Here is a 20,266-nt window from a genome sequence, read left to right on the forward strand (position 1 = left end):
CACGCTGCGGTCATGCCCATGAACGCCACCCGCGCGCGTGCCTCCACCGCGCCGCCGCCCGGCTACCGCGCCGTCTTCGCCGTCCGCGAGTTCCGCTACGTGTTCGCCGCGCACCTCTGCTCGCTGCTCGGCATCGTCGTCAGCGAGCTCGCGCTCACCGTGCTCGTGTACGAGCTGACCCGCTCGCCGCTGCTCTCCTCGCTGACCTTCGCGCTCGGCTTCCTGCCGTACCTCCTCGGCGGCACGCTGCTCGCCGGGCTCGCCGACCGGTTGCCGGCGCGGCGGGTGCTCGTCGGGTGCGATCTCGTCTGCGCGGGCTGTGTCGCGGCCATGGCCCTGCCCGTCACGCCCGTCGCCGGGCTCCTGGCGCTGCGCTTCGCCGTCGCCCTCGTCTCGCCCGTGTTCCAGGGGACCCGGATGGCGACCCTCGCCGACGTCCTCGGCGAGGGCGACCTCTTCGTCCTCGGGCGGTCACTGCTGCGGATCGTCTCGCAGAGCGCGCTGCTCACCGGCTTCGCCGTCGGCGGCGTCCTGCTCACCGTCGTGCCGCCGCGCGGCGCGCTGGTCGTCACCACCGCCACCTTCCTGGTCTCCGCGCTGCTGCTCCGCCTCGGCACCGCCCGCAGGCCCGCCCGTGCCGCCGAGGGGAAGCGCGAAGGGATCCGCGCCACCTGGGGCGTGCTGCGCGACCGCCGGGTCCGCGCGCTCATGCTGATGTTCTGGGTGCCGCCGCTGTTCGCCGTCGTGCCCGAGGCCCTCGCCGCGCCCTACGCCGACGAGGTCGGCGTCTCCACCGCCGCCCTCGGCCTGCTCATGTGCGCGCTGCCGGTCGGCACGATCGTGGGCGAACTGCTCGCCGGGTCCGCCCTTGGTCCCGCCGTCCGCTCGCGCCTCGTGTTCCCGCTCGCCGTCGCCGGCACCCTGCCCTTCCTCCTGTACGCCCTCGCGCCCGGCGCCGGCCTCGCCGCCGTCGCGCTCTTCCTGGCCGGTGCCACCGCCGCGTACACCCTCGGCCTCGACGCCTGGTTCGTCGCCGCCGTCCCCGAGGAACGGCGGGGCCGGGCGATGACGCTGATGAGCGCGGGGATGATGACCGCCCAGGGCGTCGGCATGGCCGCGGCCGGGCTCGCCGCCGAGTTCGCCGCCGTGCACACCGTCGTCGCCGGCACCGGGGTCCTCGGTACGCTCGGCGTGATCCTTCTGGTCCTTGAGGTCCGGGCGACCGAAAGGCGAGACGCGGCTGACCGCCATATGACCAGTGGGTAAGGTCGAGGCGTGCCGAAGCCGCTGAGTCTCCCCTTCGACCCCATCGCCCGCGCCGACGAACTCTGGCAGAAGCGCTGGGGCCCGGTCCCCTCGATGGCCGCGATCACCTCGATCATGCGGGCCCACCAGATCCTGCTGGCGGAGGTCGACGCGGTGGTCAAGCCGTACGGGCTGACCTTCGCCCGCTACGAGGCACTGGTCCTGCTCACCTTCTCCAAGGCCGGCGAGCTGCCGATGTCCAAGATCGGTGAGCGGCTCATGGTCCACCCCACCTCGGTGACCAACACCGTCGACCGCCTGGTGAAGTCCGGTCTCGTCGACAAGCGGCCCAACCCCAACGACGGCCGCGGGACGCTCGCCTCGATCACGGAGAAGGGGCGCGAGGTCGTCGAGGCGGCCACCCGCGACCTGATGGAGATGGACTTCGGGCTGGGCGCGTACGACGCCGAGGAATGCGCCGAGATCTTCGCGATGCTCCGGCCGCTGCGGGTCGCCGCGCACGACTTCGACGAGTCCTGACCCGCGCGAAGATCGCCCGGAACGTGCGGTTACGCTCGACGGCATGAAATCCAGCGTGCTGACCCGCTACCGCGTCATGGCGTACGTGACCGCCGTCATGCTGCTCGTGCTCTGCACGTGCATGGTCTTCAAGTACGGCTTCGACACGGGCGAGGACGTGACCTTCGCGGTCTCCCAGGCCCACGGGGTCCTCTACATCATCTACCTGATCTTCGCCTTCGACCTGGGCTCCAAGGCGAAGTGGCCGTTCGGCAGGCTCCTGTGGGTGCTGCTGTCCGGGACCATTCCCTTCGCCGCGTTCTTCGTCGAGCGCAAGGTCGTCCGCGACACGCTTCCGCTGGTCAGCGGCGCGCAGCCGGCTCCCGCCAAGGCCTGAGCCGAGGCTCCGGGCGTACCCCCGCACGGATGTGCGGGGGTTTGCCATCGACATTTACTAGGACGTCCTAGTAAATTCGAAGCATGGACGCTGACGCCATCGAGGAAGGCCGCCGTCGCTGGCAGGCCCGTTACGACAAGGCCCGCAAGCGCGACGCCGACTTCACCACGCTCTCCGGGGACCAGGTCGACCCGGTCTACGGGCCCCGGCCGGGCGACACGTACGAAGGGTTCGAGCGCATCGGCTGGCCCGGTGAGTACCCCTTCACCCGCGGCCTGCACCCGACCGGCTACCGCGGCCGCACCTGGACCATCCGCCAGTTCGCCGGCTTCGGCAACGCCGAGCAGACCAACGAGCGCTACAAGATGATCCTGGCCGCCGGCGGCGGCGGGCTCTCGGTCGCCTTCGACATGCCCACCCTCATGGGCCGCGACTCCGACGACCCGCGCTCCCTCGGCGAGGTCGGCCACTGCGGCGTCGCCATCGACTCCGCCGCCGACATGGAGGTCCTGTTCAAGGACATCCCGCTCGGCGACGTGACCACCTCCATGACCATCTCCGGGCCCGCCGTGCCCGTCTTCTGCATGTACCTGGTCGCCGCCGAGCGCCAGGGCGTCGACCCGGCCGTACTCAACGGCACGCTGCAGACCGACATCTTCAAGGAGTACATCGCGCAGAAGGAGTGGCTCTTCCCGCCCGAGCCGCACCTGCGCCTGATCGGCGACCTGATGGAGCACTGCGCGGCCGGCATCCCCGCGTACAAGCCGCTCTCGGTCTCCGGCTACCACATCCGCGAGGCCGGGGCCACGGCCGCGCAGGAGCTCGCCTACACCCTCGCCGACGGCTTCGGCTACGTCGAACTCGGCCTCTCCCGCGGCCTCGACGTGGACGTCTTCGCCCCCGGCCTCTCCTTCTTCTTCGACGCGCACCTCGACTTCTTCGAGGAGATCGCCAAGTTCCGTGCCGCCCGCCGGATCTGGGCCCGCTGGATGAAGGAGGTCTACGGCGCCAAGACCGACAAGGCGCAGTGGCTCCGCTTCCACACCCAGACCGCCGGTGTCTCGCTCACCGCCCAGCAGCCGTACAACAACGTCGTGCGCACGGCGGTCGAGGCGCTCGCGGCCGTGCTCGGCGGCACCAACTCCCTCCACACCAACGCCCTCGACGAGACCCTCGCGCTCCCCAGCGAGCAGGCCGCCGAGATCGCCCTGCGCACGCAGCAGGTGCTGATGGAGGAGACCGGCGTGGCCAACGTGGCCGACCCGCTGGGCGGTTCGTGGTACATCGAGCAGCTGACCGACCGGATCGAGGCGGACGCCGAGAAGATCTTCGACCAGATCAAGGAGCGCGGGCTGCGGGCGCACCCCGACGGCAAGCACCCGATCGGTCCGATCACCTCCGGCATCCTGCGCGGCATCGAGGACGGCTGGTTCACCGGCGAGATCGCCGAGTCCGCCTTCCGCTACCAGCAGTCCCTGGAGAAGGGCGAGAAGCGGGTCGTCGGCGTCAACGTGCACCACGGCTCGGTCACCGGCGACCTGGAGATCCTGCGGGTCAGCCACGAGGTCGAGTGGGAGCAGGTCCGGGTGCTCGGCGAGCGCAAGGGCCGCCGCGACGAGGCGAAGGTCCGCGCGTCCCTGGACGCGATGCTGGCCGCGGCCCGGGACGGCTCCAACATGATCCCGCCGATGCTCGACGCCGTACGGGCGGAGGCCACCCTCGGCGAGATCTGCGACGTGCTCCGCGACGAGTGGGGCGTCTACGTCGAGCCGGCCGGCTTCTAGCCGCACGTTCCGGCCGGAGCGCCCCCGCACGACCTGCCCGGTCGTGCGGGGGCGTCGGCGTTGGTGCCCCGGCTCCGCGCCCGCCCCTGCGGACCTACAGTTCCGCCGCCGCCGTGAGGCCGCCGAGCAGCAGGGCCGTGAGCCGCCGCACCCACGCCTCGTCCACCGGCTCGGCGCTCACCAGGGCGCGGTGCACCACCGCGCCCGCGACGACGTCGAAGATGAGGTCGTCGACGGCCGCCACGGTGGCCGGATCGCGCTTCTCCGGGAGCTCGCCCCGCTCCTGGGCGCGCTGGCGGCCCTCCAGGACCAGGCGCTTCTGGCGGTCCACGATCGAGGCGCGGATGCGCTCGCGCAGCGGCTCGTCGCGGGTGGACTCGGCGACCACCGCCATGAGGGCCGTCTTGGTCTCCGGGCGTTCGAGGAGCGCGCCGAACTGCAGCACGACGTTTTCGATGTCGGCCTGGAGGGAACCCAGATCGGGCAGTTCGAGTTCATCGAAGAGGACGGCGACGGCGTCCACCACGAGTTCGTTCTTGTTGGCCCAGCGCCGGTAGAGCGTGGTCTTGGCGACACCGGCCCTGGTCGCCACGTCGCCCATGGTCAGCTTGGACCAGCCCAGCTCCACGAGAACCGCCCGGGTCGCCTCCAGGATGGCCGTGCCGGCCTCCGCGGAGCGCGGTCGTCCGGTTCGGTTTCGGGAACGGGTGCGGCTACACATGGACGTCGACCATACCCGCCGGTAGGTATTGCGCCAGAGGCCGGAGATGTGAGGCAGTTCACGGCCCGACCCTCCCCGCGGGACCGGGCTCGCCATTACGCTACGACCCGTAGCGAAAGGCTTGAGCGGCCCTCGCGACAACCACTGCGCCAGGTGGGGACCCGGCGCACACGAACAGTGCAACACACAGGGGGAACCGTGTTGTCCGGCCACCGGGCGGCACGGTTCGGCCATGGCTTACCGGTTACGCGCGCGGAGGGGGGAGGATGTAGGCATGCAGCCCCGAAACATGTCCATGAGCGGCGTCGTCGACCTCGCCGCGGTGAAGGCGGCCGGCGAGGCCAAGGCGAAGGCCGAGGCGGCGCGCGCCGAGGCCGCCCGGCACGGCGGTACGCCGGCCGTCGCCCCTTCCGCCCTGGTGATCGACGTCGACGAGGCGGGCTTCGAGCGCGACGTGCTCCAGCGCTCCGCCGAGGTCCCGGTCGTGATCGACTTCTGGGCCGAGTGGTGCGAGCCGTGCAAGCAGCTCAGCCCGCTCCTCGAGCGCCTGGCCGTCGAGTACAACGGCCGGTTCCTGCTCGCCAAGGTCGACGTCGACGCCAACCAGATGCTGATGCAGCAGTTCGGCATCCAGGGAATTCCGGCCGTTTTCGCGGTGGTCGCCGGTCAGGCGCTGCCGCTCTTCCAGGGCGCGGCCCCCGAGGCGCAGATCCGCCAGACCCTCGACCAGCTCGTCCAGGTCGCCGAGGAGCGCTTCGGCCTCACCGGCATCCAGGTCGACCCGGACGCCGGGGGCGCGCCGAGCGCCGGCGTCCCGGCCGGTCCGTACGACGCCCTGCTGGAGGCGGCCATGTCCGCACTCGACGCGGGCGACCTGGCCGGCGCCGTCCAGGCGTACAAGAACGTGCTCGTCGACGACCCGGAGCACCCGGAGGCCAAGCTGGGGCTCGCCCAGGCGGAACTGCTGTCCCGGGTGCAGGGCGTGGACGCGCAGGCGGTGCGGAAGAACGCGGCCGACAACCCGGCGGACGTCGCCGCGCAGATCGCCGCCGCCGACCTCGACCTGGTGGGCGGTCACGTCCAGGACGCGTTCGGGCGGCTCGTGGACGCGGTGCGCCGCACGGCCGGCGAGGACCGGGACGCGGCGCGGCTCCGGCTGCTCGAGCTCTTCGAGGTGATCGGTCCCGAGGACCCGCGCGTGACGGCCGCCCGACAGGCCCTGGCGAGCGCCCTCTTCTGAGCCGCGCGCCGCTTCCCGTCAGGGCTCCGGAGGGGCCCGCGGAACGGGACGATTTGGCGACACGGTGACATTCGGCGGCCGCGCTTTACCAAAACTTGGTAATCGCGGCCGCTGTTACTTGCAGTAAATCGAACCCGGAAATCTGTCCGGATTTCTCCGTCCTCATCATCCTTTGTCGCGCCACGTGGCGGCACCCTGCGTTGCCGGACGGTACCGGCCCGTCGTGCCGTGGTTATCAGGCCGTTACTAGCCAGTAACGAACCCCCTTGTGCGGGCGCCGGGAATGGACCACGATCGGCGACGCTCGGTCCGACACCGCACCAGCCCGGCGAACCCGCCGACTGCGCGCGGCGGAGGGTCCCCACCGAGCGGGCCGGCGACGACGTCGCCGGTCGTGGACAGGGGGGTTCCTGCTCTGATCGGCAGGGCCTGTCCAATCCGGCCGCGCGGACCGCGCGGCCAGTGGTTGTCGCTCGGGGGTGATCGCCGGTGATTCGGACGCGCGTCGTGCCGCCTGAGCCCTCGGCGCTCTCCTTCCCGAGGACGTAGCACTTCTCCCATCCCAGGACGGGCCCTGGGCCCATCCGGAGATGTACGTCCGAGAAGGAGGAATTCTCATGAAGTCCCAGGTTCGTGGCGGGACCAGATGGAAGCGGTTCGCCGTCGTCATGGTGCCGAGCGTGGCCGCGACGGCCGCGATCGGTGTCGGCCTGGCCCAGGGCGCGCTCGCCGCGTCCTTCAGCATCTCCGGCCAGGAGTTCAAGGTGAAGGCCGACAGCCTCGTCGGCAACGACTTCGTGCAGTACGGAAGCGTTGACGCGGGCAAGGACCTGGAGGGCAAGGACTTCGCCGCTCCGGTCGCCGTGTCCGGCTTCTCCGAGGCCTGGATCACCAAGATGTGCCAGTCCGTCGTGACGCCGAACGTCCCGTTCGTCGGTGACGTGACGCTGCAGCTGACGGCGGGCACGGGCGAGGAGAAGGTCTACGCGAAGAACATCTACCTGGATGTCTCCTCGCTGAAGACCGACGCCGAGTTCGGCAACATCGACATCGGCGTGGCCGCCGGCAACCTGGCGAAGGCCCCGGGCAAGCCGGGCATCCAGCCGGGTACCCGGGCCAACCCGTACGGCTTCGGCCAGCGCGCCGAGACCGCGAAGCTCTCCAACGTCGAGCAGAAGGCGTGGGCGACCACCGCCGGCACCTTCAAGCTGCCCGACCTCAACCTGTCCCTGCACCGGGGCAAGTCGGCCGAGTGCTTCTAAGGCAGACGTCCCTCCAGGACTGACGCCCCCAGGGTGAGGGGCCGTCGTGTGCGGCCCCCACCCGCTCCGGCTGTATGCCCTTTTCACCACTTTTCTCAGCAACACCGCTTTCAGGGAGCTGTTTCCATGAGCGCCGAGACCACTGCTTCCAGCGGAGTCCCCCACGAGAACCGGTTCCGGGTCTGGCGGCAGTCCCGGCCCTTCTGGGCGGGCCTGTTCACCATCATCGGCGGCATCCCGATCGCCTACCTCCCGTACGGGGACATGCGGCTCGGCAACGTCACGCTCGCCATGAAGACCACCGCCGGAGCCGGTGCGCTGATCATCGGTGTCCTGCTCATCACGCTCGGCCTCACGATGTGGTTCCAGCCCATCGTCAGGGTCTTCGCGGGCGTCGCGGCGATCGTGCTCGGGCTCATCTCCATCCCCGTGTCGAACTTCGGCGGTCTGGTCGTCGGTTTCCTCTTCGCGCTCGTCGGCGGCGGCATGTCCGCCTCGTGGGCACCGGCCGATCCGGCCGCGGCCGAGGAGAACACCGCGGCGACCGTGCCGGAGCAGGCCGGGGCGGCGGAACCCGCGGAGGGTGCCGGGCAGCCGGGAACCGACCCGGGCGAGCACATGCACGACGGCACGACCGGCACGACGCAGCCCCTGATCCCCCAGCAGGGCTTCGAGGCACCGGTGGCCGGGAAGACGATCGAAGCCAACGGCGGGAGGAACAGTGCGGGGTGACGAGACACAGTCGGCGGCGCAGACGCCGAGAGGACCGCGCCACGCGGCCCCGCGCAAGTCGCTGCTGACCAAGATGGGCGTGCCCGCCGGCAAGGCCATGGCCCTCGCGGCCATGCCCACCGCCGTGCTCATGGGCATGGGCCTGGCACCCCGGCTCGCCCTCGCCGACGACTCCACGGACATCCCGTTCGCCCCCGGCCCGTGCGTGACCCGCTCGGACGAGCCGACGGCCGAGGAGACCACCAAGCCCGCGGAGACGGAGAGCCCGAAGCCGACGGCGAGCGCGAGCGCGACCGAGAAGCCCGAGCCGGAGACCTCGGCCACCGCCGAGCCCGAGCCGACGGCGACCTCCGGCGCGACCACGCTGCCGCAGGCCCCCGCGCCCCACGTGACCACCACGGCGAGCCCGACCCCGACGGCGACCAAGTCGGCCGACCCGCTCGACCCGCTGGGCGTCGGCGACGCGCTCAAGGACCTCTTCGACGGACCGGACAAGACGACGGCGGCGCCCACGCCCACCGCGACGACGTCCGCGCCCGAGCCCACCGCGACGGCGACGACCGGCACCCCGGACGCCCCGAAGGAGACGGCGGCCCCGAAGAAGGACACGGTCACCGACAAGACCAAGGAGGCCATCAAGGCCGCCGCGGACAAGGCCGGTGCCGCCACCGAGGAGCTGTCCGAGGACGCCAGGGGACTCGACGCCAAGAAGGACGAGGAGATCCCCGACGGCGCCAAGCCCCGCTTCCCGTGCCCCGAGGCCGACCCGGAGGCGCTCGCCGCCGCCGAGCTGGAGAGCGGCATGCCGCTCCTCCCGGACGAGCCGTGGATCCTGCAGACCACCCGGCTGGAGCTGCGCGGTCTCAAGTACCACGGCATCGTCGAGGTGAAGACCGGCAGCGGCAAGATCAAGAAGGCCCTCAAGTTCACCGCGGACGAGGTGGACATCAAGGACCTGCACCAGCTGACGGTCCACTCCGACGGTCTGACCGGCCACGTCCGCTCGAACCCGGGCTCGACGTCGACCATGCGCGGCGGCACGGTGACCATGTACACGGAGGAGCTGAAGGGCAACCTCTTCGGCCTCATCCCGGTCACCTTCAGCCCCGAGACCCCGCCGCCGCTCGACGTGCCGTGGGCCGTGTTCACCAACGCCCGCATCGAGCAGGCCGGCCAGTTCGGCGGCACGCTCAAGGTCCCGGGACTGCGCAACACCATCGAGCCGAGCTGACCGCCGGCCCGCCAGGACCCTTCCGGGAGCCGCACATGACGAGGGCCCCCGTCCGATCCGGACGGGGGCCCTCGTCATGTCTCACTTCTTCTCGTCGCCACCGAGGTGGTGCACCCGCACCATGTTGGTGCTGCCGGGGACGCCGGGCGGGGAACCGGCGGTGATGACCATCGTGTCGCCGGCGTTGTAGCGCTGGAGCTTGAGCAGCTCCGCGTCGACCAGGTCGACCATCGCGTCGGTGTTGCTCACGAACGGGACGAGGAAGGACTCGACGCCCCAGCTCAGCGTGAGCTGGTTACGGGTGCTCTCGTCCGTCGTGAAGGCCAGGATCGGCTGGGACGCGCGGTAGCGCGAGAGCCGGCGGGCCGTGTCGCCGGACTGGGTGAAGGCGATCAGCGCCTTGCCGCCCAGGAAGTCGGCGATCTCGCAGGCCGCGCGGGCGACCGAACCGCCCTGCGTGCGCGGCTTCTTGCCGGGGACCAGCGGCTGCAGGCCCTTGGAGAGCAGCTCCTCCTCGGCCGCGGCGACGATCTTCGACATCGTCTTCACGGTCTCGATCGGGTAGGCGCCGACCGAGGACTCGGCGGAGAGCATGACCGCGTCCGCGCCGTCCAGGATCGCGTTGGCGACGTCGCTCGCCTCGGCGCGGGTCGGCCGCGAGTTGGTGATCATCGACTCCATCATCTGGGTGGCGACGATGACCGGCTTGGCGTTGCGGCGGCACATCTCGACGAGGCGCTTCTGCACCATCGGGACGCGCTCCAGCGGGTACTCCACGGCGAGGTCGCCGCGGGCCACCATGACGGCGTCGAACGCGGCGACGACGGCCGCCATGTTCTCGACGGCCTGCGGCTTCTCGACCTTGGCGATGACCGGGACCCGGCGGCCCTCCTCGTCCATCACCTTGTGGACGTCCTTGACGTCGTCGGCGTCGCGGACGAAGGACAGGGCGACCATGTCGCAGCCCATGCGGAGCGCGAAGCGGAGGTCCTCGACGTCCTTCTCGGACAGGGCCGGGACGTTGACCGCGGCGCCGGGCAGGTTGATGCCCTTGTGGTCGGAGATGACACCGCCCTCGACGACGATGGTCTTGACCCGCGGGCCCTCGACCTCGACGACGCGCAGCTCGACGTTTCCGTCGTTGATCAGGACCTGGTCGCCCTTGGAGACGTCGCCGGGCAGGCCCTTGTACGTGGTGCCGCAGACGGACTTGTCGCCGGGGACGTCCTCGGTGGTGATGGTGAACTCGTCACCGCGCACCAGCTCGACCGGTCCCTCCGCGAAGGTCTCCAGACGGATCTTGGGGCCCTGGAGGTCGGCGAGCACACCGACGGCGCGGCCGGTGTCCGCCACCGCCCTGCGGAGACGGTCGTACCGCTCCTGGTGCTCTGCCTGGGTCCCGTGGCTCATGTTGAATCGGGCCACGTTCATGCCGGCCTCGATGAGAGCCTTCAGCTGCTCATAGGAGTCGACGGCGGGGCCCAGCGTGCAGACGATTTTGGAACGGCGCATGAGGCGGATCCTATCGGTTTGTTTCACGGCGGAATATTCCGTCTGGTGGAAAGTACAAATGGGCGGGGTGCCGCTCAGGCGTTCACTCCTCCGGGCGACGGTTCGCTCACGTGTCGCTCACGAGCGCGTAGCTCTGCCGGGCGATCTCCAGCTCCTCGTCGGTCGGTACGACGGCCACCGCGACCCGTGCGTACTCCGGCGAGATGATCCGCGCCCCGTCCGCCCGCTCGGCGTTGAGGCCGGCGTCCACCGCGAGGCCCAGCTCCTCCAGCCCGGCGATGGCGGCCTCGCGTACGGGTGCCGCGTTCTCGCCGACACCGGCCGTGAACGCCACCGCGTCCACCCGGCCGAGCACCGCGTAGTAGGCGCCGATGTACTTCTTCAGCCGGTGGACGTAGATGTCGAACGCGAGCGCCGCGCGCGCGTCGCCCTCGTCGATCCGCCGCCGGATCTCCCGCATGTCGTTGTCGCCGCAGAGTCCGACGAGCCCGGACCTCTTGTTCAGCAGTACGTCGACCTCCTCCGCCGACATGTCCGCGTTCCGCATGAGGTGGAAGGTGACCGCCGGGTCGACGTCGCCCGAGCGGGTGCCCATGACCAGGCCCTCCAGCGGGGTCAGTCCCATCGAGGTGTCCACGCAGCGGCCGCCCGCCACCGCCGACGCGGAGGCCCCGTTGCCCAGGTGCAGCACGATCACGTTCACCTCCTCCGGCGCCTTGCCGAGCAGTCTCGCGGTCTCCCGGGAGACGTACGCGTGGGAGGTGCCGTGGAAGCCGTAGCGGCGGATCCGGTGCGCGTCCGCGGTCTCCACGTCGATCGCGTAGCGGGCCGCCGACTCCGGCATCGTGGTGTGGAAGGCGGTGTCGAAGACCGCGACCTGCGGCAGGTCGGGGCGCAGCGACATCGCCGTGCGGATGCCGGTGAGGTTCGCCGGGTTGTGCAGCGGGGCCACCGGCACGAGCCGCTCGATCTCGGCGAGGACCTCCTCGTCGATCACCGTCGGCGCGGTGAAGCGGAGCCCGCCGTGCACCACCCGGTGGCCGATCGCGGCCAGCTCGGGGGAGTCCAGGCCGAGTCCGTCCGCCGCCAGCTCCTCGGCGACCGCCTTCAGGGCCGCCGCGTGGTCGGCGATCGGGCCGCTCTTCTCCCGCTTCTCGCCACCGCCGCCGAGCAGCGGGGTGTGCACCAGGCGCGAGGTCGCCTCGCCGATCCGCTCGACCAGACCGACCGCGAGACGGTCGCCGTCCCTCATGTCGAGGAGCTGGTACTTGACCGACGAGGAGCCGGAGTTGAGGACGAGGACGCGCGTGGGGGCCTGGGGGCCGGCGGTCGGGCTGGGGTTGGTCATGCGGTGGCCTCCTGACCCTCGGCGGGGACCTGGGACTGGATCGCCGTGATGGCGACGGTGTTGACGATGTCGCTGACGAGCGCGCCGCGCGAGAGGTCGTTCACGGGCTTGCGCAGGCCCTGCAGGACCGGGCCGACGGCGACCGCGCCGGCCGAGCGCTGTACGGCCTTGTAGGTGTTGTTGCCGGTGTTGAGGTCCGGGAAGATCAGCACGCTGGCCTGGCCGGCCACCTCCGAGCCGGGCAGCTTGGTCGCCGCGACGGAGGGCTCGACGGCGGCGTCGTACTGGATCGGGCCCTCGATCTTCAGCTCGGGGCGGCCCTCGCGGACCAGCTTCGTCGCCTCGCGCACCTTGTCGACGTCGGCGCCGGAGCCGGACGTGCCGGTCGAGTACGAGAGCATCGCGATCCGCGGCTCGACGCCGAAGCGGGCGGCGGTGGCCGCCGACTGCACGGCGATGTCGGCGAGCTGCTCGGCGTTCGGGTCCGGGTTGACCGCGCAGTCGCCGTACACCAGGACCTTGTCGGCCAGGCACATGAAGAAGACCGAGGAGACGATCGACGCGTCCGGCTTGGTCTTGATGATCTCGAAGGCGGGGCGGATCGTCGCGGCCGTGGAGTGCACCGAGCCGGAGACCATGCCGTCGGCCAGGCCCTCCTCGACCATCAGGGTGCCGAAGTAGTTCACGTCCGACACCACGTCGTACGCGAGCTCGACGGTGACGCCCTTGTGGGCGCGCAGGCGCGCGTACTTCTCGGCGAAGGCGTCGCGCAGCTCCGAGGTCTGCGGGTCGATCAGCTGGGTGCCGCCGAGGTCCACGCTCAGGTCCGCGGCCTTCTTGCGGATCACCTCGACGTCGCCGAGCAGCGTCAGGTCGCACACGTCGCGGCGGATCAGCACGTCGGCGGCGCGCAGCACCCGCTCCTCGGTGCCCTCGGGCAGCACCACCCGACGCCGGTCGGTCCGGGCCTGCTCCAGGAGCTCGTGCTCGAACATCATCGGGGTGACCCGGCCGCTGCGGGCCACCGAGAGCCGCTTGAGGAGGTCAGCGGTGTCGACGTGGCGCTCGAAGAGACCGAGCGCGGTCTCCGCCTTGCGCGGCGTGGCCGCGTTCAACTTGCCCTCCAGCGCGAAGAGTTCGGCGGCGGTGGGGAAGCTGTTGCCCGGTACGGAGATGACCGGGGTGCCGGGTGCGAGGCGGGCGGCCAGGGTGAGGATCTCGTCGCTCGGCCGCTCGTTGAGGGTCAGCAGCACACCGGCGATCGGCGGCGTGCCGGCCGAGTGCGCGGCGAGCGCGCCGACGACCAGGTCGGCGCGGTCCCCGGGCGTGACCACGAGACAGCCGGGCGTCAGCGCGTTGAGGAAGTTCGGCAGCATGGCGCCGCCGAAGACGAAGTCGAGGGCGTCGCGGGCGAGCCCGGCGTCGTCGCCGAGGACGACGGAGGCGCCGAGCGCGTGGGTGATCTGGGAGACGGTCGGCGCGGCGAGCGCCGGCTCGTCGGGCAGCACGTAGCAGGGGACCGGCAGCCGGGCGGACAGCCGCTCGGCGATCGCCGCCCGGTCGTCGCCCGTGACCCGGTTGACGACCATCGCGAGCACGTCGCAGCCGAGCCCGTCGTAGGCGCGGAAGGCGTTGCGGGCCTCGGCCCGTACGGACTCGGCGGGCTGGCCCTTGCCGCCGACCACCGGGATCACGGAGGCGCCGAACTCGTTGGCGAGCCGCGCGTTGAGCGCGAGCTCGTCGGGCAGCTGGGTGGCGGCGAAGTCGGTGCCGAGGACCAGGACGACCTCGTAGTCCCGGGCCACCGCGTGGAAGCGGTCCACCAGCCGGGAGACCAGCTCGTCGGTGCCCTGCTCGGCCTGGAGGGCGGAGGCCTCGTGGTAGTCCATGCCGTACACGCTGGCCGCGTCCTGGGTCAGCCGGTAGCGGCTGCGGAGCAGGTCGAACAGGCGGTCGGGTCCGTCGTGGACCAGCGGGCGGAACACTCCCACCCGGTCCACCTGGCGGGTGAGGAGCTCCATGACTCCCAGCTCGACGACCTGCCGGCCGTCCCCGCGGTCGATCCCGGTCACGTACACGCTGCGCGTCACGCCGTGCTCTCCTGTTCGCATCGCTGCGGGTTGCCCGTCAAGCGAGTGTGTTCAAAAACCATCGATAGGGTGGCAATGCCCTCTTGACAATACCCCTGCGGCTGGATAGGACGCCCGCTGGGCGAAGGGCCCGAAGGAGTGGGACCAAAGGCCCCCGAAGGCCCTTCCGCGCCGGACGCGCGGAGCAGCAGCGAGCGCGCCCGCACCGCCGACCGTGTGAGAATCGACGCGGCTCACACGTACCACTACCGAGCAGGAGACAAGGCACGATGCGCATCGGAGTTCTGACAGCGGGCGGCGACTGTCCCGGCCTGAACGCAGTGATCCGGTCGATCGTCCACCGGGCCGTGACGCACTACGGAGACGAGGTCATCGGCTTCGAGGACGGCTACGCGGGCCTGCTCGACGGGCGCTACCGCCCCCTCGACCTGAACGCCGTCAGCGGCATCCTCGCCCGCGGCGGCACCATCCTCGGCTCCTCCCGCCTGGAGCGCGCCCGCTTCGCCGCCGCCTGCGACAACGCCAAGGAACTCATCGAGAAGAGCGGCTTCGACGCGCTGATCCCGATCGGCGGCGAGGGCACGCTCACCGCCGCCCGGATGCTGGCGGACGCCGGCGTGCCCGTCGTCGGCGTCCCGAAGACCATCGACAACGACATCTCCTCCACCGACCGCACCTTCGGCTTCGACACCGCGGTCGGCGTCGCCACCGAAGCCATGGACCGGCTCAAGACCACCGCCGAGTCCCACCAGCGCGTCATGGTCGTCGAGGTGATGGGCCGGCACGCCGGCTGGATCGCCCTGGAGTCCGGCATGGCCGGCGGCGCCCACGGCATCTGCCTGCCCGAGCGCCCCTTCGACCCGGCCGACCTGGTCAAGATGGTCGAGGAGCGCTTCGACCGCGGCAAGAAGTTCGCCGTCATCTGCGTCGCCGAGGGCGCCCACCCCGCCGACGGCACCATGGACTACGGCAAGGGCGCGATCGACCAGTTCGGCCACGAGCGCTTCCAGGGCATCGGCACCGCCCTCGCCTACGAGCTGGAGAAGCGCCTGGGCAAGGAGGCCCGGCCCGTCATCCTCGGCCACGTGCAGCGCGGCGGCACCCCGACCGCGTACGACCGGGTGCTCGCCACCCGCTTCGGCTGGTACGCCGTCGAGGCCGTGCACCGCGGCGAGTTCGGCAACATGACCGCGCTGCGCGGCACGGACATCCAGATGGTCCCGCTCGCCGAGGCCGTCACCCAGCTGAAGACCGTCCCGGCGGACCGGATGCGCGAGGCCGAGTCCGTCTTCTGACGCCACGACGCCCCGACCTCCCGACCAGGACTCCCCGACGGACGGGACGGCGGGGCGCGCGAGCGGGACGGCCTTCCGGCCCGCGGTACGGGACCTCCGTCCCGCATGCGTCCCGCCCCGTCGTCCCGGACAGCCCGGCACGGCACAGCCCGGCCCACGGCCCCGATCGTCCCCCCGTGGACGATCGGGGCCGAATCCATGCTTGAGCCCCGCGCCGCGATCAACAAGGCTTGGGCCTGTCCCGGACATGTCCCAACCGGTCCGGGCCCGGCCGGACGAGGGGAGCGGCGCGCATGACCACGGGGGAGACGGCTCCCGACCCGAGGGGGGCACGGACCCCGGCCGAGTTCATCGCGCGGCTGCGGCAGCTGAAGAACCGGTCCGGGCTCACCTACCGCGAGCTGTCCGCCCGCTCCGCCGCACTCGGCGACGTGCTGCCCCGCTCGACCGTCGCGAACATGCTCGCCCGCACCACCCTCCCGCGCGAGGAGCTCCTCGCCGCCTTCGTGCGCGCCTGCGGCGTGGACCCCGGCGGAGAGGCGGACTGGGAGGCGGTGCGCAAGGAGCTCGCGACCCGCGGGACGTACGGGACGGAGGCGGGCGAGGCGCCTGCGGGGTCGCCGGAGGGGGAGGTGCCCGAGGCGGAGGGGCCCGAGGGGGAGCTGCCCGAGGCGGATGTGCCCGAGGCGGACGTGTCCCAGGGTGACGCGGGACCGCTCGTGTGGCCCGGCTCCGAGGCCGTGCCGGCGGCGGAGCCGCCGCCCGAGGGCGCCGGATCCGCCCCGGACCCGCGGTCCCGGCTGCGTCTCGCCCTCGTCGGGGCGGTCGGCGTGGCCGCCCTCGTCCTCGCCGCCGTCAGCGTCATCGCCCTCGTACGCGAGGACACCCCGAGGCGCGGCCGGGCGAACGGCCAGGCCCCGGCCCCGGAGCTCACCGCTCCCGCCGAGGGCCCGGTCCACATCCGGGTGATCGGCTCCGGGCTCTGCCTGGGCGAGCGGCGCGGCAGCCGCAGCGGCCAGATCCACCAGCGCGACTGCGCGGGCGCCGACGTGCCGCTCTACTCGCTGAAACGTCTCCCCGGAGACGAGTGGCGGATCGTCTCGGACCACCCCGACTACGGCCCCGGCTGCTCCGGCATACCCTCCGGCGGCCGGATACCCGACGCCGCGCTCGAGGACTCCGAGTGCGGCGACCCCAGCCGCGTCGAAGGCTTCACCCTGGAGCCGTACGGCAGCCCGGTCACCGGCTACCGCATCGTGCCGGCCGGTTCCGCGACCTCCGGCAGCTGCGTCACGGTCACCGGCGACCGCACGGCCGCGTGGTCCCGCCTGGCCCAGGCGCCCTGTGCTCCGGACGCCGCGGGCCAGCTGTTCTCCTTCGACCGCCGCATCTAGACCGTCTCTTCCGGATCGGCGCCGGTCCGGAGAAGGGAGCCCGCCGGGCGGCCGGCGCGGCCGTGCGAGGCGGGGATCAGGGGCCGACGGCGGCCCAGAAGTGTTCGGTGATCTCGTCGAGGTACGCCCGGCCCGCGTCGCCCGTCGCACCCGAGGCGCCCCAGCTGCTCGTGGCGGCCATCCTGGCGTGGTAGTCGGTGTGCAGTCGCTGCAGCGCGTTCTCGACGGCCTGCTTGGACAGCGGCAGCAGCTTCACGACGGGTTTCACGTAAGCCTGCCAGCGGGTGGTGGCGGCGTCGCGCAGCAGCTCGGCGAGCTTCCCGTCGCCGCCTGTCGCGGTGAGCAGGGCGCGCGGGTCCAGGCCGAGCGTCGCGGCGAGGGCGGCGGTCTGCCGTTCGTTGCCGCGCCAGGTGCCCGACTCCTCCATGCGGAGGTACGCGGCGGGGTCCAGGCCCACGCGGCGGGCCAGGTCCTCGGGGGCGAGGCCGCGGGCGATCCGGTGCTCGCGCAGGGTGGTCGCGGCGACGAGGAGCTCGACGGGCGAACACCACAGGACCCCGGCGAGGGCGCCGAGCTCCTGCGGGCCGGGCGCGGCGCGCCCGCGCTCCCAGGCGACGACGGTCTCGGGGGTGACGTACATGCCGTACTGGGCGCGGAGCCCGTAGGCGACGTGCTCGGGGGCCATGCCGAGCCCTTCGCGCAGACGGCGCGCGGCGAGGGCGTTGAAGGGAGGGGAGGGTTGGTGCACCCGGCCACGGTAGAGCCGGAGGTGACGCCTGGCTACGGTGCGTTCACCCAACGCTTCCGGTCGTAGGAACGTGGGAACCGTTCGGTAACCGTGGACGCCCTCACGCCCGGGGCGGGCGACCTGACGCGTCGAGCCAGCGGTACTGGAGCTCGGGGCGGCCGATCTGCCCGTACTGCGGGGCCCGGGCCGCCCGGCCCGCCGTGACCAGGTGCTCCAGGTAGCGGCGGGCGGTGATGCGCGAGATGCCGACGGCCGCGCCCGCCTCCGCCGCCGTGAGCCCCTCGGGCGCGGCACGCAGCGACCGGGTCACCGCCTCCAGGGTGGGCCCGCTCAGTCCCTTCGGCAGCGCCGCCGGCTGCGGCGCGCGCAGCGTCGCGAGCGCCCGGTCCACCTCGTCCTGGCCCGAGGCCTCACCGGCCGCCGCGCGGAACTCCGCGTACCGGACGAGCCGGTCGCGCAGGGTCGCGAAGGCGAAGGGCTTGAGGACGTACTGGACCACGCCGAGCGACACGCCCTCCCGCACGATCGCGAGGTCCCGCGCCGAGGTCACCGCGATGACGTCCGCCGCGTGCCCGGCGGCCCGCAGCGACCGCAGCAGCTGGAGGCCGTGCCCGTCCGGCAGGTAGAGGTCGAGCAGCAGCAGGTCCACCGGCGTCCGGTCGAGCATCCGCACCGCCTCCGCGCGCGAGTGCGCCACCCCGACCACGGTGAAGCCGGGCACCCGCCCCGCGTACAGGGCGTGCGCGTCGGCGGCGACGGGGTCGTCCTCGACCACGAGCACCCGGATGTCCCGGCCCGCCGTCCTCACGCGACCACCTCCGCGCGCGCCGGGGCCAGGGGCACCCGTACGGTGAACTCCGCGCCGCCCAGCGGAGACCGGGCGAGCGTGAGGGTGCCGGAGGCGCGGGTGACGGCCTGCTGGACCAGGGCGAGGCCGAGGCCCCGGCCCGGGCCGCGCGTCGACCAGCCCCGGTCGAGCACGGCGGCCCGGTCCTCGGGACGGACCCCGGGCCCGCTGTCGCCGACCTGGAGCAGCAGTTCCCCGCCCTCGGCCAGCGCGGTCACCGTGACGCGAGCGCCCCGCGCCGCGACCTCGGAGCGCGGCTCGGCGAGCGACCCGGGCGTCCGGCCCCCGGCCGGCGCCGCGAGCGCCGGCGCCACGAGGGCCGGCTCGCCGAGGACAGGCGCCGCGAGGGCCGGCTCGCCGTGGGCGGGCTCCCCGTGGACGGGCGTGCCGAGGGACGGCGCGCCGCCCGCCGCCTCGACCGCGTTGTCGACGAGATTGCCGAGGATCGTCACCAGGTCGCGGGCCGGCAGGGACACCGGCAGGACGCCGTCGTCTATGCGGCTGTCCTCGGTCAGGACCAGCTCCACGCCCCGTTCGTTGGCCTGCGCCGCCTTGCCGAGGAGGAGGGCGGCGAGGACCGGCTCGCCGACCGCGGTCACCACGCGGTCGGTGAGGGCCTGCGCCAGTTCCAGTTCGGCCGTGGCGAAGCCGACCGCCTCGTCCACGCGGCCCAGTTCGATCAGCGAGACCACGGTGTGCAGCCGGTTCGCCGCCTCGTGGGCCTGTGAGCGCAGCGCCTCCGTGAAGCCGCGCTCGGAGTCCAACTCACCCGAGAGTGCCTGGAGTTCGGTGCGGTCCCGCAGGGTGACCACCGTGCCGCGGCGCTCGCCGCCGACCACCGGGCGGGTGCTGAGGACCAGGACCCGCTCGTCCGCCAGGTGCAGCTCGTCCACCCGCGGCTCGGAGGACAGCAGCGCCCCCGTCAGCGGCGCCGGAAGCCCGAGCTCCGCCGCCGAGCGGCCCACCACGTCCTCCCCGGCCAGGCCGAGCAGCTCCCGCGCCCCGTCGTTGATCAGTGCGATCCGCCGCTGCCCGTCCAGCATCACCAGGCCCTCGCGCACCGCGTGCAGCGCCGCCTCGTGGTAGTCGTGCATCCGGCTCAGCTCGGTCGCGTTCATGCCCTTGGTGTGCCGGCGCAGCCGCGCGTTGATCACGTACGTGCCCGCCCCGCCGAGCGCCAGCGCCGCGCCCGCCATGCCGAGCAGCGCCGTGACCTGCTCGCGTACCTGCTGGCTGATCCGCTCGATGGTGATGCCGGAGCTGACCAGGGCGATCACCCGGCCGCCGTCCCGGTCGTCGAAGACCGGCGCGACCGTGCGCACCGAAGGGCCGAGCACGCCCATGTGGGTCTCGGAAAAGGTCTCGCCCCGCACCGCCCGGTCGATGTGACCGAGGTACGTCCGGCCGATCTGCGCCGGCTCCGGGTGCGTCCAGCGGGTGCCGTCCGGCGCCATGATCACCACGTAGCTGACGCCCGCGTCTCGCCGCAGCGCCTCCGCGTACGGCTGGAGCGAGGCCGTCGGGTCCGTCGTCCCCGCCGCGCGCGCCGCCGCCACCACCGCCGGCGAGGCGGCGACGGCCGTCGCGGTCGCCGTGGACTGCCGGCGCGCGGTCTCCTCCGCCTGGCCGCGGTCCGTCACGTACGCGAAGACGGCGCACCCGGCGACGACGGCGGCCACGAGCACGACCTGCATCGCGAACAGCTGGCCCGCGAGGCTGCGGGGACGGGGGAGGGGGAGACGCATGCGAGCAAGTGTGCCTGGGGCGATGTGCGCGCTCGTACGGCGTGCCCGAATCGTTCCGCTACCGAGACGAACGCCCGCCGAGGGCCGGACGGGGCGCCCGCCGAGGGCCGGACGGGGCGCCCGCCGAGGGCCGGACGGGGCGCCCGCCGAGGGCCG

17 protein-coding genes are annotated in these 20,266 nt (G+C 72.5%); 10 read left to right on the plus strand and 7 right to left on the minus strand.

The genetic code is table 11. From position 1 onward, the window contains the following. Nucleotides 1-12: 12 nt before the first annotated feature. The 4 genes from ACFY8W_RS21495 (at nucleotide 13) to ACFY8W_RS21510 (ending at nucleotide 3,945) form a co-directional block, all read left to right on the plus strand. A complete protein-coding gene (locus tag ACFY8W_RS21495; RefSeq protein ID WP_391107431.1) occupies nucleotides 13-1,266 on the plus strand; it encodes an MFS transporter in 1,254 nt (417 codons plus the stop codon). Between the two features lie 9 nt (nucleotides 1,267-1,275). Beyond that, complete coding sequence (locus ACFY8W_RS21500) at nucleotides 1,276-1,785, plus strand: MarR family transcriptional regulator (protein ID WP_391107434.1); 510 nt, start codon at nucleotides 1,276-1,278, stop codon at nucleotides 1,783-1,785. A gap of 43 nt (nucleotides 1,786-1,828) precedes the next feature. Next, nucleotides 1,829-2,161, plus strand: coding sequence for a DUF3817 domain-containing protein (locus tag ACFY8W_RS21505; protein ID WP_391107437.1), 333 nt, complete (start codon nucleotides 1,829-1,831; stop codon nucleotides 2,159-2,161). An 83-nt stretch (nucleotides 2,162-2,244) separates the two neighbouring features. Further along, a complete protein-coding gene (locus tag ACFY8W_RS21510; protein WP_391107440.1) occupies nucleotides 2,245-3,945 on the plus strand; it encodes a methylmalonyl-CoA mutase family protein in 1,701 nt (566 codons plus the stop codon). Between the two features lie 94 nt (nucleotides 3,946-4,039). On the opposite strand, the gene ACFY8W_RS21515 is transcribed toward ACFY8W_RS21510, so the two are convergent. Next, nucleotides 4,040-4,666, minus strand: coding sequence for a TetR/AcrR family transcriptional regulator C-terminal ligand-binding domain-containing protein (locus ACFY8W_RS21515; RefSeq protein WP_391107443.1), 627 nt, complete (start codon nucleotides 4,664-4,666; stop codon nucleotides 4,040-4,042). Nucleotides 4,667-4,940: 274 nt separating this feature from the next. Between ACFY8W_RS21515 and ACFY8W_RS21520 the strand changes: the two genes are divergently transcribed. The 4 genes from ACFY8W_RS21520 (at nucleotide 4,941) to ACFY8W_RS21535 (ending at nucleotide 9,131) form a co-directional block, all read left to right on the plus strand. Continuing rightward, nucleotides 4,941-5,906, plus strand: coding sequence for a tetratricopeptide repeat protein (locus ACFY8W_RS21520; protein WP_391107445.1), 966 nt, complete (start codon nucleotides 4,941-4,943; stop codon nucleotides 5,904-5,906). Between the two features lie 617 nt (nucleotides 5,907-6,523). After that, entirely contained in the window at nucleotides 6,524-7,168 is a 645-nt protein-coding gene (locus ACFY8W_RS21525) for a DUF6230 family protein (protein ID WP_391107447.1), read from the plus strand. A gap of 126 nt (nucleotides 7,169-7,294) precedes the next feature. Then, on the plus strand, nucleotides 7,295-7,900 hold the full coding sequence (locus ACFY8W_RS21530; protein WP_391107449.1) for a DUF6114 domain-containing protein: 606 nt from the start codon (nucleotides 7,295-7,297) through the stop codon (nucleotides 7,898-7,900). Next, nucleotides 7,890-9,131, plus strand: coding sequence for a hypothetical protein (locus ACFY8W_RS21535; protein ID WP_391107452.1), 1,242 nt, complete (start codon nucleotides 7,890-7,892; stop codon nucleotides 9,129-9,131). Before ACFY8W_RS21530 ends, ACFY8W_RS21535 begins: the two co-directional genes overlap by 11 nt. An 81-nt stretch (nucleotides 9,132-9,212) precedes the next feature. Here ACFY8W_RS21535 and pyk read toward each other — a convergent pair whose 3' ends face one another. The 3 genes from pyk to pta form a co-directional block, all read right to left on the minus strand. Then, complete coding sequence (pyk, locus tag ACFY8W_RS21540) at nucleotides 9,213-10,643, minus strand: pyruvate kinase (RefSeq protein ID WP_391107455.1); 1,431 nt, start codon at nucleotides 10,641-10,643, stop codon at nucleotides 9,213-9,215. Between the two features lie 106 nt (nucleotides 10,644-10,749). After that, complete coding sequence (locus ACFY8W_RS21545) at nucleotides 10,750-11,991, minus strand: acetate/propionate family kinase (RefSeq protein WP_391107457.1); 1,242 nt, start codon at nucleotides 11,989-11,991, stop codon at nucleotides 10,750-10,752. Further along, nucleotides 11,988-14,081, minus strand: coding sequence for a phosphate acetyltransferase (gene pta / locus ACFY8W_RS21550; RefSeq protein ID WP_391107460.1), 2,094 nt, complete (start codon nucleotides 14,079-14,081; stop codon nucleotides 11,988-11,990). The genes ACFY8W_RS21545 and pta overlap by 4 nt, the downstream gene beginning before the upstream one ends. 269 nt (nucleotides 14,082-14,350) lie before the next feature. Here pta and ACFY8W_RS21555 point away from each other — a divergent pair, with 269 nt between their 5' ends. Next, complete coding sequence (locus ACFY8W_RS21555) at nucleotides 14,351-15,376, plus strand: ATP-dependent 6-phosphofructokinase (RefSeq protein WP_391107463.1); 1,026 nt, start codon at nucleotides 14,351-14,353, stop codon at nucleotides 15,374-15,376. Nucleotides 15,377-15,669: 293 nt separating this feature from the next. Next, entirely contained in the window at nucleotides 15,670-16,770 is a 1,101-nt protein-coding gene (locus ACFY8W_RS21560; RefSeq protein ID WP_391107466.1) for a helix-turn-helix domain-containing protein, read from the plus strand. A gap of 76 nt (nucleotides 16,771-16,846) precedes the next feature. Here ACFY8W_RS21560 and ACFY8W_RS21565 read toward each other — a convergent pair whose 3' ends face one another. The 3 genes from ACFY8W_RS21565 to ACFY8W_RS21575 all read right to left on the minus strand — a co-directional run bounded on the left by ACFY8W_RS21565 (nucleotide 16,847) and on the right by ACFY8W_RS21575 (nucleotide 20,110). Continuing rightward, the gene (locus tag ACFY8W_RS21565) at nucleotides 16,847-17,455 is read right to left on the minus strand and encodes a helix-turn-helix domain-containing protein (RefSeq protein WP_391108267.1); all 609 of its coding nucleotides are present in this window, start codon (nucleotides 17,453-17,455) and stop codon (nucleotides 16,847-16,849) included. A gap of 163 nt (nucleotides 17,456-17,618) precedes the next feature. Next, nucleotides 17,619-18,326 (minus strand): response regulator, encoded by a 708-nt coding sequence (locus ACFY8W_RS21570; RefSeq protein WP_391107468.1) that lies wholly within the window; start codon nucleotides 18,324-18,326, stop codon nucleotides 17,619-17,621. Further along, nucleotides 18,323-20,110, minus strand: coding sequence for an ATP-binding protein (locus tag ACFY8W_RS21575; protein ID WP_391107471.1), 1,788 nt, complete (start codon nucleotides 20,108-20,110; stop codon nucleotides 18,323-18,325). Before ACFY8W_RS21575 ends, ACFY8W_RS21570 begins: the two co-directional genes overlap by 4 nt. Between the last annotated feature and the right edge of the window lie 156 nt (nucleotides 20,111-20,266).

The organism is Streptomyces sp. NPDC012637 (genome assembly GCF_042954805.1).
Lineage (GTDB): Bacteria > Actinomycetota > Actinomycetes > Streptomycetales > Streptomycetaceae > Streptomyces.